The sequence below is a fragment of the Nonomuraea sp. B5E05 genome (assembly GCF_039880665.1).
Classification (GTDB): Bacteria; Actinomycetota; Actinomycetes; order Streptosporangiales; family Streptosporangiaceae; genus Nonomuraea.
The window spans coordinates 85,111-98,682 of record NZ_JBDPMJ010000026.1 but is presented as its reverse complement, the minus strand read 5'-3'; the positions used below and the strand labels follow the sequence as shown (position 1 = coordinate 98,682).

The window sequence follows — 13,572 nt, the reverse complement described above, 5'->3', positions numbered from 1 at the left end:
AGGATGCTCCCTATATGCGAACTCAGGTCGGGATCATCGGGGCCGGGCCCGCCGGTCTGCTCCTGTCCCACTTGCTCCACCTGCGCGGCATCTCCTCCGTGGTGCTGGAGAAGCGCAGCCGCGCCTACGTCGAGCGGCGGGTCAGAGCCGGAGTGCTGGAGCAGAGCACCGTCGACACGCTGGTCGAGGCCGGCGTCGGCGAGCGCCTGCTGCGCGAAGGGCTGCCGCACCACGGGATCGAGCTCAGGTACGGCGGCGCGGGCCACCGCATCCCGTTCGAGAAGCTGGTACCCGGCCGGCGCATCACCGTGTACGGCCAGCAGGAGGTGGTCAAGGACCTCATCGCGGCCCAGCTCGCGGCGGGCGGCGACGTGCGGTTCGAGGTCCAGGACGTCGCCCTGCACGACCTGGGGGCGGATCGGCCGTACCTGACGTTCGGCGGCGAGCGGCTCGACTGCGACGTGATCGCCGGCTGCGACGGCTTCCACGGCGTGTCGAGGCCCTCCATCCCGGAGGGCGTTCTGAGCGTCTACGAGCGCGAATATCCCTTCGCCTGGCTGGGCATCCTGGCCAGGGTGGCGCCGTCGTCCGAGGAGCTGATCTACACCAGGACCGAGCGCGGCTTCGCCCTGCACAGCATGCGCACGCCCGAGGTCAGCCGCTTCTACCTGCAGGTCCCCGCCGGCGCGCGGGCGGAGGAGTGGCCGGACGAGCGGATCTGGGCCGAGCTGAAGGCCCGGCTGGAAAGCGTGCCCGGCTTCACGCTGGCCACCGGCGAGATCATGGAGAAGGGCGTCACGCCCATGCGGGCGTTCGTCGCCGAGCCCATGCAGTACGGCCGCCTCTACCTGGCCGGCGACGCCGCCCACATCGTGCCGCCCACCGGCGCGAAGGGACTCAACCTGGCCGTCGCCGACGTCCGTGTCCTCACCCGCGCCCTGGCCGCCTACTTCGAGCACGGCTCGGCCGGGCTGCTCGACGGCTACTCGCGGGAGTGCCTGCGACGGGTGTGGCGGGCGCAGCACTTCTCGTGGTGGATGACCACCCTGCTGCACACGTTCGAGGACGACGACGCGTACGCGCGCCGGCTGCAGCTGTCCTACCTGGACTACGTGACCTCGTCCGAGGCCGCGGCGACGACCCTGGCGGAGAACTACGTGGGAATGCCATGAAGATCGTTGGTACGGCGGCCGAGGCGGTCGCGGGAATCGGGGACGGGGCGTCCCTCGCGGTGGGCGGCTTCGGCCTGGCCGGGGTGCCCGCCGTGCTCATCAAGGCGCTGCTCGGGCAGGGCACGTCCGGCCTGCACGTCGTGTCGAACAACTGCGGCACCGACGGGCACGGCCTGGGCGAGCTGCTCGCGGCCGGGCGGATCTCCCGCGTCACCGGCTCGTACGTGGGCCAGAACAAGGAGTTCGCCCGGCAGTACCTGGCCGGCGAACTCGAGGTGGAGCTGATCCCGCAGGGCACGCTGGCCGAGCGGCTGCGGGCCGGCGGCTGCGGCATCCCGGCCTTCTACACGAGGGCGGGCGTGGGGACGCTGGTCGAGGAGGGCGGGCTGCCGTGGCGCTACCGTTCCGACGGGTCGGTGGCGGTGGCGTCGCCGCCGAAGGAGGTCAGGGAGTTCGACGGCGTCCCGTACATCCTCGAGCACGGCATCCGTACGGACTTCGCGCTCGTACGGGCCGCACGTGGCGACATCCACGGAAACCTGGTGTTCGCCAAGGCCGCACGCAACTTCAACCCGCCGGCCGCCATGGCGGGACGGGTCACCATCGCCGAGGTCGAGGAGCTGTGCGAGCTCGACCCCGAGGAGGTGCACCTGCCCGGCGTCTTCGTGCAGAAGGTGCTGGCGCTGGATCCCGGGCAGGCGGCGGACAAACCCATCGAGCGGCGGACGGTGCGTTCCTGATGGCCTGGACCAGACAGCAGATGGCGGCCCGCGCGGCGGACGAGCTGCCCGACGGCTCGTACGTCAACCTCGGCATCGGCCTGCCCACGCTCATCCCCGCCCACCTCGGCGGACGCACCGTCGTGATCCACTCGGAGAACGGCATCCTCGGCGTGGGGCCGTACCCGCTGCCTGACGAGGTGGACGCCGACCTGATCAACGCGGGCAAGGAGACGGTCACCGTCGACCCCGGGGCGTCGTACTTCGACTCGGCGCTGTCGTTCGGCATGATCCGCGGCGGCCACGTGGACGTGGCGGTGCTCGGCGCCATGCAGGTGTCGCAGGCCGGCGACCTGGCCAACTGGGCGGTCCCCGGCAAGATGATCAAAGGGATGGGCGGCGCCATGGACCTCGTGCACGGCGCCCGCCGGGTCATCGTGGTCATGGAGCACACGACCCGCGACGGCGATCCCAAGATCCTGCCCGCCTGCACGCTGCCCCTCACCGGCCGGTCCTGCGTCGACCGCGTGATCACCGACCTGGCCGTCATCGACGTCGTCCCCGGCGGGCTGAAGCTCGTGGAGACCGCCCCCGGCGTCACCGCCGGCGAGGTGCGCGCCAGGACGGCGGCCGACCTCACAGAAGGAGCCCCATGAGCCATCCTCCCTACCTGAGTCCCGGCTACCGGAGCACGGTCGCGCGCGCCCCCGCCCGCCCGCCCGTCGCCTTCAAGCTCGACCCCGACGCGATCGAGCTGACCAGCCCCGTCTTCGGCCACGAGGAGGTCGGCGCGCTCGACGCCGACCTCACCAGGCAGCACGCGGGCGAGCCCATCGGCGAGCGCATCATCGTCGAGGGCCGCGTGCTCGACGACGACGGCCGCCCCCTGCGCGGCACGCTGGTCGAGCTCTGGCAGGCCAACGCCGCCGGCCGCTACGCCCACGACGGCGATCAGCACCCCGCCCCCCTCGACCCGAACTTCACCGGCGCCGGCCGCTGCCTCACCGACGAGGACGGCCGCTACCGGTTCGTCACGATCAAGCCCGGTGCCTACCCGTGGCGCAACCACGACAACGCCTGGCGCCCCGCCCACCTGCACTTCTCCGTCTTCGGGCAGGCCTTCACCCAGCGGCTGGTCACCCAGATGTACTTCCCCGGCGACCCGCTCATGCCCTTCGACCCGATCATGCAGTCGATCCCGGACGAGGCGGCCAGGCGGCGGCTCGTCTCGTCGTTCGAACTGGACCTCACCGAGCCCGAGTGGGCCCTTGGCTACGCGTTCGACATCGTGCTCGGGCGCACCCCGACGGAGACGCCATGACCACGCCCTCGCAGACGGTCGGACCGTTCTTCAGCCACGCGCTGCCGTACGAGCGGGACTGGGAGCTCGTGCCCGAAGGGCATCCCGGCGCGATCACGCTCACCGGGCGGGTGCTGGACGGCGCGGGGGAGCCGGTGCCCGACGCGCTGCTCGAACTCTGGCTCGGCTTCACCGGCGACCGCGGCGCGCTGAGCAGGCAGGGCGGGCAGGTGTCCGGGTTCGGCCGCTGCGCCACCGCGCCGGACGGCACCTACCGCTTCCGCACGGCCAGGCCGCCGCGGCCGTACCTGTCGCTGCAGGTCTTCGCCCGCGGCCTGCTGCGCTCCGTGCTCACCCGCGTCTACCTGGAGGACGTGCCCGACCCGCTGCTCGACGGCCTCGAACCCGAGCGCAGGGCCACGCTCGTCGCCGCCGGTTCTGGCGACTCCTACCGCTTCGATGTGAGACTGCAGGGAGCGGAGGAGACGGTGTTCATTGACTTCTGACTCGATGGGGGCCGACGGCGGGTTGCTCGCGCCCGTCCGTGCGGGCACCAAGGCGGAGGCGATCACCTCGGACACGGCGTGGCTGCGGGCCATGCTGGAGGCCGAGGCGGCGCTCGCCCGTGCCCAGGGCCGCCTGGGGCTCATCCCGGCGGAGGCGGCGGCGGCCATCGACAGGGCCGCCGCCACGCTCGTGCCCGACCCGGCCGGCGTGGCCGCGCGGTCCAGGCAGTCGGCCACCCCCGTCGTCCCGCTGGTGGCCGACCTGCGGCAGGCCGTGCCCGGCGCGGCCGGCCACGTGCACAGGGGCGCCACCAGCCAGGACATCGTGGACACCGCCGCCATGCTGGTGGCCGCCCGCACGGTCCGAGCCGTCGTCGGCGACCTGGGCGTCGTCATGGACGCCCTGTGCGAGCTGGCCGGTCGCCACAGGGACACGGTGATGGCCGCGCGCACGCTGGGGCAGCACGCGGTGCCGACGACGTTCGGGCTGAAGGCGGCGCAGTGGCTGGCGGGCCTCATGCGCGCCCGCGCCCGGCTGCGCGAGCTGCGCCTGCCCGCCCAGCTCGGCGGCGCGGCCGGCACCCTCGCAGCCTTCGCAGAGCAGGACCCGTCAACCGCGCTTCCCCTGGTCGAGGTGTTCGCCGAGGAGGTCGGGCTGGCCGCGCCCGCGGCGCCGTGGCACGCGGAGCGCTCCGCCGTCACCGACCTGGGCGCGGCACTCGCCGGCACCGCCCGCGCGCTGGGCAAACCGGCCACCGACATCATCCTCATGGCCCAGACCGAGGTCGGGGAGGTGGCCGAGTCGTCGTCCGGCGGCTCCTCGGCCATGCCGCAGAAGCGTAACCCCGCGCTGTCCGTACTGGTCAGGTCGGCCGCGCTCCAGGTGCCGGCGTACGCGCAGGTGCTCGGCCAGGTCGGCGAGCACGAGCGGGCCGCCGGGGCCTGGCAGGCGGAGTGGCTGCCGCTGCGCGAGGCGCTCCGCCTGACCGGAGGCGCGGCCGAGACCGCCGCCGAGCTGGTGGGCGGGCTCCAGGTCTTTCCCGAACGCATGCGCGCCAACGCCGGGCTGACCGGTGGACGCCTCGTCGCCGAACGCCTGGCCGCCCACCTCGGCCGCGACAGGCTCGCCGCGATCATGCCTGAGCGGGGGCCGCTCGAACTCGGCGACGCGCTGGCCGAGGCGGGCCTGACCCGGGACCCGGACGAACTGCTCGACCCGTCCGCGTACGTGGGCGCGGCTCCGGAGCTCGTCGACCGCATTCTCGCCACCTACCGGGAGCAGCCGTGAAACTCCACCACCGCGTGGACGGCCCGTCCGGCGCGCCGCTGCTGGTGCTCGGGCCCTCGCTCGGCACCACGACAGAGGTCTGGCGCCCCCAGCTCGCCGAGCTCACCGCGTCCTGGCGGGTGCTCAGGTACGACCTGCCGGGCCACGGCGGGTCGGCGCCGGCCACCGGATTCACGATCGACGACCTGGCGGCGGCCGTGCTCGGCCTCGTCGAGGACGAGCGCTTCGCGATCGGCGGCATCTCGCTCGGCGGCGCCATCGCCACCACCGTCGCGCTCCGCGTCCCCGGCCGGGTGCGCGGCCTGGTGTTGTGCTGCACGTCCGCCCGGTTCGGCGAGCCGGGACCGTGGCGGGAACGGGCGGAGCTGGTGCGGGCCGAAGGAGTGGCCGCGCTCGCCCCGGCACTGGAGAACCGCTGGTTCACGCCCGGCTTCGACGGCCGGTGGGTGCTGGAGGGGCTGGCGGAGGTGGACGCCCCGTCGTACGCCGCCTGCTGCGAGGCCCTGGCCGCCTTCGACGTGACGGGCAGGCTCGGCGAGGTCACCGCGCCCACGTTGGTGATCGCCGGGGCCGAGGACCCGGCCACGCCCCTCGACCACGCGCTCGCGCTGGCCGACGGAATCCCGGGAGCCTCGCTCACGGTCGTGCCGCGGGTGGCCCACCTGGCCGGCGTCGAACGTCCCGGCGCCGTCACCACCGCCATCGCCCGCCACCTGCGAGACGGCGGGCGGGAGGCCGGGATGCGCACCAGGCGCGAGGTGCTCGGCGACGCGCACGTCGACCGGGCGATCGCCGCGACCACCGGCTTCACCCGCGACTTCCAGGACTTCATCACCCGCTACGCCTGGGACGAGATCTGGAACCGGCCGGGGCTCGACCGGCGCGCCCGCAGCTGTGTCACCCTCACCGCCCTCGTCGCCAGAGGGCACCTGGAGGAGCTGGCCATGCACGTCCGCGCGGCGCTGCGCAACGGGCTCACCCCTGACGAGATCAAGGAGGTGCTGCTCCAGAGCGCCGTCTACTGCGGGGTTCCGGCGGCCAACGCCGCCTTCGCGGTGGCCCGCCGCACGCTGGACGAACTTGGGCCAGATGCCCCCTGACCTTGGAAAATGCTTTAAGGTTGGCGCGTGGTTTTCGAGGAGGGATGGGCGGCTTCGCCCTTGCGGTGGTTGATGAACACGCTGGGCGACGCCCAGCTCGCCAGGATGAGCGCCGACCCCGGGATGGCGGCGGCGGTCGACCAGCACGCCGCGGTGCTGCGTGACGCGATCCCGCTCGACCGGGAGACACTGGGCGACTACCTGCTCGGGTTCCTGGACGAGCTGCGGCACCGGGGATGGGTCTTCAGCGGCGAGCCGGACGCGCCGGCGCTCCGGCTGACGGCCGTCTGCTGGCTGGCGCGCGAGCTCGGGCTCCTCGAGGACGGCCATCCGGCCTGACCGCCCCGCCGATCGCACTGCCGGGCTGACCGCCGCATCCGGCCGATCGCGCCGCCTGGTTCGGGCGTCCCCGCCCGGCCCTCAGCGGCGCGGCCCCGGGCCCTCGCAGGCCGGGCCGGTCGAGTTCGGGCAAGCCGGGCGGGAAGAGGACCGTCCCGGTCACTCCGGGGGCATGTCCGAGCGGGTGGTGCGCCCGCCCGGCATCGTCCGCACCTGCGCTGTCTCCTCGCTCATCGACCGGGCGTCCTCACGACCCCGCTGGTACGCCTCCGCGTGCGCCCTGGCCTGCGGCGCCTCGGCCTCGATACGGCCCAGCCAGCGCTCCCAGCGCTGCTGCATCGGCCGGATGAGCCCGCCCCCGATGCCGATGGCCGCGATCGCGCCGATGGTGGCGAGCACCGTGATCAGCACAGGAGTGGTGACGGTGGTGGCCACGCCGATCTGGTTGAGCGCGGCGATGATGCCCAGCGCCCAGATGAACACCGCGGCCAGGGTCGCCAGGAACCGGCCGTAGGACAGACCGCCGAGCGCGCCGGAGAGGATGTCCCTGACGGCCTTCGCGATGGCGCCGGCCACCACGATGATCACGATCGCCACGATGGCCTTGGGCAGCCAGCCCACCACGGAGGCCAGCAGCGCCGAGATCGGGTTGGGCCCGAAGACGTTGAAGGCTATCTGCAGGGTGACCAGCAGGATCGCGTAGTAGACGATTCTGGCGAGCAGGCTGCTGGCGGTGAAGTCGCTCCGCTCCAACCAGCGGTGCACGCCGCTGCGGTCGACGACCCGCTCGAAGCCGACCCGTTCGAGCACCTTGTTGACGATCTTCTCCAGCAACTTCGCCACGATCCACCCGATGATGAGAATCACGATGAACGCGACCAGCTTCGGGACGAACGTTGCAATCTGCCGGAATACGTCCGAAAGCCCTTGTCCTATGTTGATGTCCACGGTTTCCTCCTCCGAGGAGCTGATGCAACGGCGCTACCCGGACCGCAACGGTCTATGCACACAGCGCCACCGAAAGCTCGCATAAGGCGACATATCGCCCTTCGGATGCCCTATAGGGTGATCACTATGCATCGAAGCCGCTTGTACGCCCTGCTGATCGACACACCAGCCGCCGAGGCCGACCAGGCGGCCGCCTTCTGGGCGGCGGCGCTCGGCGCCAGCGCCCGGCCGCTCGAAGGGTACGAGCAGTTCATCTCGCTGCACGGAGCCGTCCCGGGGCTCGCCGTCGCGGTCCAGTCGGCCGACGACCCGCCCCGCTTCCACATCGACATCGAGTCCGACGACGTCGAGGCCGAGGTTCGGCGCCTGGTCGCGCTCGGGGCCACCGAGGTGTCGCAGTGGCAGGAATGCCGCACGCTGCGCGCGCCCGGCGGGCACCTGATGTGCGTGCTGCCGGTGGAGAGCGACCGGGAGCTGTTCGACGCCGAGGCCAAGACCTGGCCGTAACGGCGGATCAGGCCGGGCCGGACCCGGCCGCCTTCAGGTGAGCTGCCGCGGCCTGCTCCAGATGGACGAGGTCGGAGGCGACAGTGGCGAAGGTGAAGCCCTCCGCCAGGCGCCGGGCTGCCTGTTCGCCGCCCGGGTTGTGGATGCCGGCCGCGATCCCGGCCCGCTCGGCGGTCGTCCTGACCTTCTCCAGCGCCTCCTCGAACACTCCCGCGACCTCCGGGTCGCCAGGGAAGCGGCCGCCGACGGCCAGGCACAGGTCGGACGGGCCGACGTACACGCCGTCCAGGCCCGGGGTGGCGCAGATGGCCTCGATGTCGGCCAGGCCCTCCGGCGTCTCGATCATGGCCAGGACCAGCACGCTGTCGTCCGCCTCCGCCGGGGTGGGGCCGATCCGCAGCATGGAGCGCATGGGGCCGTACGATCGGCGGCCCCCGGCCGGGTAGCGGGCGGCCGACACGGCGCTCGCCGCGTCCTCGGCCGTGTCGACCAGCGGCACGATCACGCCGCCCGCGCCGAAGTCGAGCGCCCTGCCGATGGCCGCGGGCTCGCCCGACTCCACCCGTACCAGTCCGGTCGAGCGGCCGCCGGCGTCGATGGCCATGAGGTTGCTCAGCAGCCCGGCGTTGCCGATCAGCCCGTGCTGGCCGTCCAGCGCGATGTAGTCGTACCCCAGCCTGGCCAGGCGTTCGGTGGCGATGGGCGCGTCCAGCACCACCCAGTAGCCGACGGCCCGTTCCCGGCTGCGGATCTTCCTGGCGAACTCGGCGGCGGTCATGCGATCTCCTCTGCGCTGATGCGGATGTGCGTGCCGGCCAGTGCGGTCACCGGTTGTACGCCGGCATCGGGCCGCGGAGCGAGTCGCCCACGGCGTCGCAGGCGGCGGCCACGTCGGCGGGCAGCGGCCCGGCCGCCAGCGCGGCCAGGTTGGCGCCGAGCTGGCCAGGGCCGGAGGCGCCGAGCAGCACAGCGCTCACCACCGGCCTGCCGGTCAGCCAGCGCAGCGACAACTCGGCGAGCGGCATCCCGGCCGCGCGGGCGATCGCGCCCAGGTCCTCGACGGCCCGGAACAACCCGGCGTCCCAGTACCGCTGCCGGTACATCGCCGCGAGCCGCGAGTCGCCGAAGCGGCCTGCCTCCGGCGCCTGGCCGAAGCGGTGCCGGCCGGTCAGCAGGCCGCCGCCGAGCGGGTTGTAGACCATCGTGCGCAGGCCGGCCGTGAGCGCGAACTCCGCGTACTCGTCCTCGATCCTCCTGGCCAGCAGGTTGTAGAGCTGCTGGGCGACCACGGGCCGCGGGACGATCCCGGCGATCTGCCAGGCGGCGTAGTTGGACACGCCCAGCTCGCCGATCTTGCCCTCGGCGACCAGCTCGGCGACCGTGCCGAGAGTGTCCTCCAGCGGCGTCGCCCGGTCCGGCTGGTGGAGGTAGAACAGGTCGACGTGATCGGTCCGCAACCGTCGCAGGCTGCCCTCCAGCGAGGCGCGCAACCCGGCGGGGGAGAGCGGCGCGTGCTCGCCGGCGTCCGGGTGCGGGATGCCGGCCTTGGTCGCCAGCACCACCCGGTCGCGGCGGCCGCGCAACAACTCGCCGAGGATCTCCTCGGCGGCGCCGCCCGCGTAGCCGTTGGCCGTGTCCACGCCGCTCACCCCGGCGTCGAGCGCGAGGTCCAGCATCCGCCCAGCCGTCCCGGCGTCCACGGTGTCGCCGAACGTCATGGTGCCGAGCACCGGTTCGGGGATCATGCCTCTTCCCTTGTCGTAGTCGGCCGGCCGTCGCGCCGAGCGGTTCGCCATGGCGGCCCGCGGTCGCGGAGGGGGTGGGCGTGCTCTCCTGGCTGAGCCGTTCAGCCCTGTGACGCCGTGCTGAGGGTTTACGTTCCCTGCGGGCAACTGTGGCATAGCGTGCGCGTTCCGTGCAATACTTGCCGCGTGATTTGCGCAGTTTCATGACGTTCGGAGGTGGGTGTGTGGGCCACGTCCCGGTGTTCGCCCTGGCCGACGATCTGTCAGGGGCGGCGGAAACGGCGGCCGTGCTCATGTCGCCCGAACGCCCCGCACGCATCACGCTGTCGGGGCCGCCGTACGTCGCCATGCCGCCCGTCCTCGTCGCCGACCTCGACACCCGCCACCGTCCTGGGGCCGCGGCTCTGGTACGGGAAGCACTCGCCTCGGCGGGCGACCGTCACGTCCTCATCAAGATCGACTCGCTGTTGCGCGGCGACATCGCCGCCACCGTCCACGCCTGCCTGACCACCCCCGCGCGCTCGGCGTCCGTGCCCGTCGTGCTCGCCTGCGCGCTGCCGCAGGCCGGGCGCACGGTCGTGAACGGCGTACCGCTCATCCACGGGATACCCCTGCGCGAAACACGCACCCGACCCGCCCAACCCCAAACTCCACCCACCACCGCACCCACCACCGGGTCCGCTGCTGGGACCGCTGCTGGGTCCGCTGCTGGGACCGCTGCTGGGACCACTGCTGGGACCACTGCCGGGTCTGGCGTTCCCGCCACCGTGGCCGAGACCCTGGGAGGGGTGCCGTCGGCGGGTGTCGGGCTGGACACCGTCCGAGCCGGGCGGGCCGCCCTCATGCAGGCGCTGGCGAAGGTGGCCGCGAGCGGGCGGGTGGCCGTGTGCGACGCGGAGACGGACGGCGACCTGGACACGATCGTCGCGGCCGCGCTCGTCAACGACCCGGCGACCCGCCTCATCGGCGCCGGTGGCCTGGCCGCCGCCCTCGGCCGCGCCCTGAACCCCGCCCCCGCCCCCGCGCCGCCCGGGCCCCCGCCTCCTCCGGCCGATGGGTCGTCCGCGGGCGTGCCGGTCACTGGGCCGACGTCTCCTCAGGTCGGCGGGCCGGCCGCGCTGCTCGTCGTGGTGGGCACGGCGGAACCGGCGGCGGCGGAGCAGGCCAGGCTGCTCGTCGCGCACGGCGCCGAGCCCGTGACCCTCGACGCGGCAGACCTCGCCGCGGTGGATCCCGGCACGGCGGCGGGTCCCCGTACGGCGGCGGAGCCGGTCGTGGGGCGGGTGCGGCGGGCGCTGGCCGGCGGGGTCGCCGTACTGACCGTACGAGGACCGGCGCCGCCCTCCCTCACCGCCATCCTCGGCCGGACAGTACGTGAGGCGCTCGGAGCAACCCGCGCCGACCTGGTCCTGACCGGCGGTGAGACCGCGAGGAGGGTCCTCGACGCGCTGGACGTGCGCGAGCTGATCCCCGTGGGCCAGGTGCACCACGGCGCCGTGCACAGCCGAACGCCCGACGGCCGTTCCGTGGTCACCAGGCCGGGCAGCTTCGGCGGCCGGGACAGCCTCCTGCGCATCGCCGCCCATCTCAGGCCCGGGCGCTTCCCCACCACAACCATCGACGAAAGGCCGACATGAGCAGCACTCCTCTCATCGCCCTCACCATGGGGGACGGATCCGGCGTAGGGCCGGAGGTCGTCGTCGGCGCGCTCCTCGCCCCCGAGACCTCCGCGTTCTGCCGCCCGGTCGTCATCGGTGACGCGGCACGTCTGCGCAGGGCCGCCGGATTCCGCGGCCTGAGGCCGGAGGTGGTCGCGGTGGAGTCTGTGGGCGAGGCCGTCTTCGAACCAGGCCGGATCAACGTCATCGACCTGGGACTGCTGCCGGAGGACCTGCCGTGGGGCGAGGTGTCGCCGGTCGCGGGCCACGCGGCCTACGCGTACGTACGGCTGGCCGGCGAGCTGGCGACGTCGGGTGACGTGCAGGCGATCTGCACGGCCCCCCTGAACAAGGAGGCGCTGCACGCGGCCGGGCACCTCTTCCCCGGGCACACCGAGCTCCTGGCACACCTGACGGGGACGGCGGAGGTGTCGATGATGTTGTCGACGTCCAAGGTGAGGGTCATCCACGTCACCACGCACATCGGCCTCATCGACGCGGTCGCGCGCATCGAGCCCGGCCTGGTCGAGCGGACCATCCGCCGGGGTGAGGCGGCGATGCGCGGCTCGGGCGTGGCGCGTCCCAAGATCGGCGTGTGCGGCATCAACCCGCACGCGGGGGAGAACGGCCTGTTCGGGTACGGCGAGGAGGAGGAGAAGATCGTCCCGGCGATCGAGCTCCTGCGCGCGGAGGGCATGGACGTGCACGGCCCGCTCCCCGCCGACACCGCGTTCTTCCTGGCGGGCCGAGGCGACTACGACCTGATCGTGGCCATGTACCACGACCAGGGGCACGGCCCGGTGAAGATCCTCGGCCTGGAGGCCGGGGTGAACATCACGGTGGGGTTGCCGGTGATCAGGACGTCGGTGGACCATGGCACCGCCTTCGACATCGCGGGGAAGGGCGTCGCCGACGCCGGTAGCATGATCGAGGCCCTCCGCCAGGCGGCAGAGCTGTCGTCCGCGCGGGGCGTGTGACGAGAGGGGACCATCGATGGGCCGCGCAGCGCAGGCTCGCCGCGACGAGATCGTCCGCCTGGCCACCACCACCGGGCTGGCCAGCGTCGAGGAGCTGTCGAGCCAGTTGGGGGTGACGGCCTCCACCATCCGCCGCGACCTGGCCCACCTGAAGGCGGCGGGGCTGCTGGCACGCACGTACGGCGGGGCGATGGCGGTCGTCACCCACCCGGAGGCGTCGCTGCGGCAGCGCATCGGGGAGGCGTTCGAGGCCAAGCGGGCCATCGCCGCCTGGGCCGCCGCGCAGATCCGCCCGGGGGAGACGATCCTGCTCGACTCGGGCTCGACGACGGGCGCGCTGGCCCACGAGCTGCGGCACGCCGCCGACCTGACGGTGGCCACCACGGGAGTGAACGCCCTGCAGGAGCTGGTGGGCGCGACCGGCGTGCACGTCGAGTGCCTGGGCGGCACCCTGCGTCACGTGAGCCAGGGCTTCGTCGGGCCGCTGGCGGAGGCGGCGCTGAGCAGGATGACGTTCGACCGGGTCTTCCTGGGCGCCGACAGCGTCACGGCCGAGGACGGCATCTGCGAGGCCAGCCTGCAGCAGACCCGCTTCAAGGAGCTGATGATGCAGCGCTCCCGCCACATCTACCTGCTGGTCCACGCCGCCAAGCTGGGCCGCCGCCCGTTCCACGCCTGGGCCCGCATGCCCGACACCTGGACCCTGGTCACCGACGCGTCGGCCACCCCGGAATCCCTCAAGCCGTTCATGGCGAAGGGCGTGGAGACGGTGGTCGTGGACCCGCGAACCCACGGGTAGCCAGGACGGCGGTGCGTTCGGCCGTGGAGATCGGGGACGTCAGCCCGGTGCCGGCATCGCGGAACAAGCAAGAAGCCCCAGACTCCCGGCGTGTGCCGTGAGCTGGGGCTTCGAACGCTGTTCTGCCTGTTCTGCCGGTGGACGATACTGGGATTGAACCAGTGACCTCTTCCGTGTCAGGGAAGCGCTCTCCCGCTGAGCTAATCGTCCTTGTGAGTGGTGAACTCAGAGCGGAAGACGGGATTCGAACCCGCGACCCTCACCTTGGCAAGGTGATGCTCTACCACTGAGCCACTTCCGCGTGCGCCGCACTTTACTTTAGCGGATCCCGAGGGGTCCGCCGGTCATCGAGGTGGAGACGGGATTTGAACCCGTGTAGACGGCTTTGCAGGCCGCTGCCTCGCCTCTCGGCCACTCCACCAGGAGTCTTGCTCCGAGCGGAAGACGGGATTCGAACCCGCGACCCTCACCTTGGCAAGGTGATGCTCTACCACTGAGCCACTTCCGCGTGGAC

The 13,572-nt window shown here is 72.8% G+C and carries 15 protein-coding genes and 4 tRNA genes; 12 read left to right on the top strand and 7 right to left on the bottom strand.

The window, feature by feature from the left end; genetic code table 11:
• Positions 1–14 precede the first annotated feature (14 nt).
• Genes ABGB01_RS36280 through ABGB01_RS36245 form a run of 8 tightly spaced genes read left to right on the top strand, consistent with a single transcriptional unit; the run spans position 15 to position 6,424 of the window.
• Positions 15–1,172, top strand: coding sequence for a 4-hydroxybenzoate 3-monooxygenase (locus ABGB01_RS36280; protein WP_347778095.1), 1,158 nt, complete (start codon positions 15–17; stop codon positions 1,170–1,172).
• On the top strand, positions 1,169–1,912 hold the full coding sequence (locus ABGB01_RS36275; RefSeq protein ID WP_347778094.1) for a CoA transferase subunit A: 744 nt from the start codon (positions 1,169–1,171) through the stop codon (positions 1,910–1,912). The genes ABGB01_RS36280 and ABGB01_RS36275 overlap by 4 nt, the downstream gene beginning before the upstream one ends.
• Positions 1,912–2,547: a CoA transferase subunit B gene (locus ABGB01_RS36270; protein ID WP_347778093.1), complete on the top strand. Its 636-nt coding sequence runs from the start codon at positions 1,912–1,914 to the stop codon at positions 2,545–2,547. The genes ABGB01_RS36275 and ABGB01_RS36270 overlap by 1 nt, the downstream gene beginning before the upstream one ends.
• Positions 2,544–3,212 (top strand): protocatechuate 3,4-dioxygenase subunit beta, encoded by a 669-nt coding sequence (pcaH, locus tag ABGB01_RS36265; RefSeq protein ID WP_347778092.1) that lies wholly within the window; start codon positions 2,544–2,546, stop codon positions 3,210–3,212. The genes ABGB01_RS36270 and pcaH overlap by 4 nt, the downstream gene beginning before the upstream one ends.
• Positions 3,209–3,697 (top strand): protocatechuate 3,4-dioxygenase subunit alpha, encoded by a 489-nt coding sequence (locus tag ABGB01_RS36260; protein WP_347778091.1) that lies wholly within the window; start codon positions 3,209–3,211, stop codon positions 3,695–3,697. The genes pcaH and ABGB01_RS36260 overlap by 4 nt, the downstream gene beginning before the upstream one ends.
• Positions 3,687–4,985, top strand: coding sequence for a lyase family protein (locus ABGB01_RS36255; RefSeq protein WP_347778090.1), 1,299 nt, complete (start codon positions 3,687–3,689; stop codon positions 4,983–4,985). Before ABGB01_RS36260 ends, ABGB01_RS36255 begins: the two co-directional genes overlap by 11 nt.
• Positions 4,982–6,085 carry a 4-carboxymuconolactone decarboxylase gene (gene pcaC / locus ABGB01_RS36250; RefSeq protein ID WP_347778089.1) on the top strand — a complete coding sequence of 368 codons (1,104 nt, stop codon included), beginning with the start codon at positions 4,982–4,984 and terminating at the stop codon, positions 6,083–6,085. The genes ABGB01_RS36255 and pcaC overlap by 4 nt, the downstream gene beginning before the upstream one ends.
• Positions 6,086–6,112: 27 nt before the next feature.
• Complete coding sequence (locus tag ABGB01_RS36245; RefSeq protein WP_347621032.1) at positions 6,113–6,424, top strand: DUF6401 family natural product biosynthesis protein; 312 nt, start codon at positions 6,113–6,115, stop codon at positions 6,422–6,424.
• Between the two features lie 159 nt (positions 6,425–6,583).
• Here ABGB01_RS36245 and ABGB01_RS36240 read toward each other — a convergent pair whose 3' ends face one another.
• Entirely contained in the window at positions 6,584–7,366 is a 783-nt protein-coding gene (locus ABGB01_RS36240) for a hypothetical protein (RefSeq protein WP_347778125.1), read from the bottom strand.
• A 132-nt stretch (positions 7,367–7,498) separates the two neighbouring features.
• On the opposite strand from ABGB01_RS36240, the gene ABGB01_RS36235 reads away from it, so the two are divergent.
• The gene (locus ABGB01_RS36235) at positions 7,499–7,879 is read left to right on the top strand and encodes a VOC family protein (protein ID WP_347778088.1); all 381 of its coding nucleotides are present in this window, start codon (positions 7,499–7,501) and stop codon (positions 7,877–7,879) included.
• Positions 7,880–7,886: 7 nt separating this feature from the next.
• Here ABGB01_RS36235 and ABGB01_RS36230 read toward each other — a convergent pair whose 3' ends face one another.
• Complete coding sequence (locus ABGB01_RS36230) at positions 7,887–8,657, bottom strand: aldolase/citrate lyase family protein (protein ID WP_347778087.1); 771 nt, start codon at positions 8,655–8,657, stop codon at positions 7,887–7,889.
• A gap of 46 nt (positions 8,658–8,703) precedes the next feature.
• Positions 8,704–9,624, bottom strand: a complete 921-nt coding sequence (locus ABGB01_RS36225) for an aldo/keto reductase (protein WP_347778086.1) — start codon at positions 9,622–9,624, stop codon at positions 8,704–8,706.
• A gap of 224 nt (positions 9,625–9,848) precedes the next feature.
• Here ABGB01_RS36225 and ABGB01_RS36220 point away from each other — a divergent pair, with 224 nt between their 5' ends.
• From ABGB01_RS36220 to ABGB01_RS36210, 3 genes are read left to right on the top strand one after another with little or no spacing between them, the layout of a single operon-like run.
• Positions 9,849–11,261 (top strand): four-carbon acid sugar kinase family protein, encoded by a 1,413-nt coding sequence (locus tag ABGB01_RS36220; protein WP_347778085.1) that lies wholly within the window; start codon positions 9,849–9,851, stop codon positions 11,259–11,261.
• Positions 11,258–12,259 carry a 4-hydroxythreonine-4-phosphate dehydrogenase PdxA gene (gene pdxA / locus ABGB01_RS36215; RefSeq protein WP_347778084.1) on the top strand — a complete coding sequence of 334 codons (1,002 nt, stop codon included), beginning with the start codon at positions 11,258–11,260 and terminating at the stop codon, positions 12,257–12,259. Before ABGB01_RS36220 ends, pdxA begins: the two co-directional genes overlap by 4 nt.
• 16 nt (positions 12,260–12,275) lie before the next feature.
• Positions 12,276–13,058, top strand: a complete 783-nt coding sequence (locus ABGB01_RS36210) for a DeoR/GlpR family DNA-binding transcription regulator (RefSeq protein ID WP_347778083.1) — start codon at positions 12,276–12,278, stop codon at positions 13,056–13,058.
• Between the two features lie 138 nt (positions 13,059–13,196).
• Here ABGB01_RS36210 and ABGB01_RS36205 read toward each other — a convergent pair.
• From ABGB01_RS36205 to ABGB01_RS36190, 4 genes are all read right to left on the bottom strand, one after another.
• A tRNA-Val gene (locus ABGB01_RS36205) sits at positions 13,197–13,268 on the bottom strand.
• A 19-nt stretch (positions 13,269–13,287) separates the two neighbouring features.
• Positions 13,288–13,359, bottom strand: a tRNA-Gly gene (locus tag ABGB01_RS36200).
• Positions 13,360–13,408: 49 nt separating this feature from the next.
• Positions 13,409–13,479, bottom strand: a tRNA-Cys gene (locus ABGB01_RS36195).
• A 15-nt stretch (positions 13,480–13,494) separates the two neighbouring features.
• A tRNA-Gly gene (locus ABGB01_RS36190) sits at positions 13,495–13,566 on the bottom strand.
• Positions 13,567–13,572 lie beyond the last annotated feature (6 nt).

What these genes read in the sequence shown, in the direction of transcription:
- ABGB01_RS36210 (WP_347778083.1), top strand. Translation starts at nt 12,276, where the DNA reads ATGGGCCGCGCAGCGCAGGCTCGCCGCGACGAGATCGTCCGCCTGGCC.
- pdxA (WP_347778084.1), top strand. Translation starts at nt 11,258, where the DNA reads ATGAGCAGCACTCCTCTCATCGCCCTCACCATGGGGGACGGATCCGGC.
- ABGB01_RS36225 (WP_347778086.1), bottom strand. Translation starts at nt 9,624, where the DNA reads ATGATCCCCGAACCGGTGCTCGGCACCATGACGTTCGGCGACACCGTG.
- ABGB01_RS36280 (WP_347778095.1), top strand. Translation starts at nt 15, where the DNA reads ATGCGAACTCAGGTCGGGATCATCGGGGCCGGGCCCGCCGGTCTGCTC.
- pcaH (WP_347778092.1), top strand. Translation starts at nt 2,544, where the DNA reads ATGAGCCATCCTCCCTACCTGAGTCCCGGCTACCGGAGCACGGTCGCG.
- ABGB01_RS36235 (WP_347778088.1), top strand. Translation starts at nt 7,499, where the DNA reads ATGCATCGAAGCCGCTTGTACGCCCTGCTGATCGACACACCAGCCGCC.
- ABGB01_RS36270 (WP_347778093.1), top strand. Translation starts at nt 1,912, where the DNA reads ATGGCCTGGACCAGACAGCAGATGGCGGCCCGCGCGGCGGACGAGCTG.
- ABGB01_RS36230 (WP_347778087.1), bottom strand. Translation starts at nt 8,657, where the DNA reads ATGACCGCCGCCGAGTTCGCCAGGAAGATCCGCAGCCGGGAACGGGCC.
- ABGB01_RS36275 (WP_347778094.1), top strand. Translation starts at nt 1,169, where the DNA reads ATGAAGATCGTTGGTACGGCGGCCGAGGCGGTCGCGGGAATCGGGGAC.
- ABGB01_RS36260 (WP_347778091.1), top strand. Translation starts at nt 3,209, where the DNA reads ATGACCACGCCCTCGCAGACGGTCGGACCGTTCTTCAGCCACGCGCTG.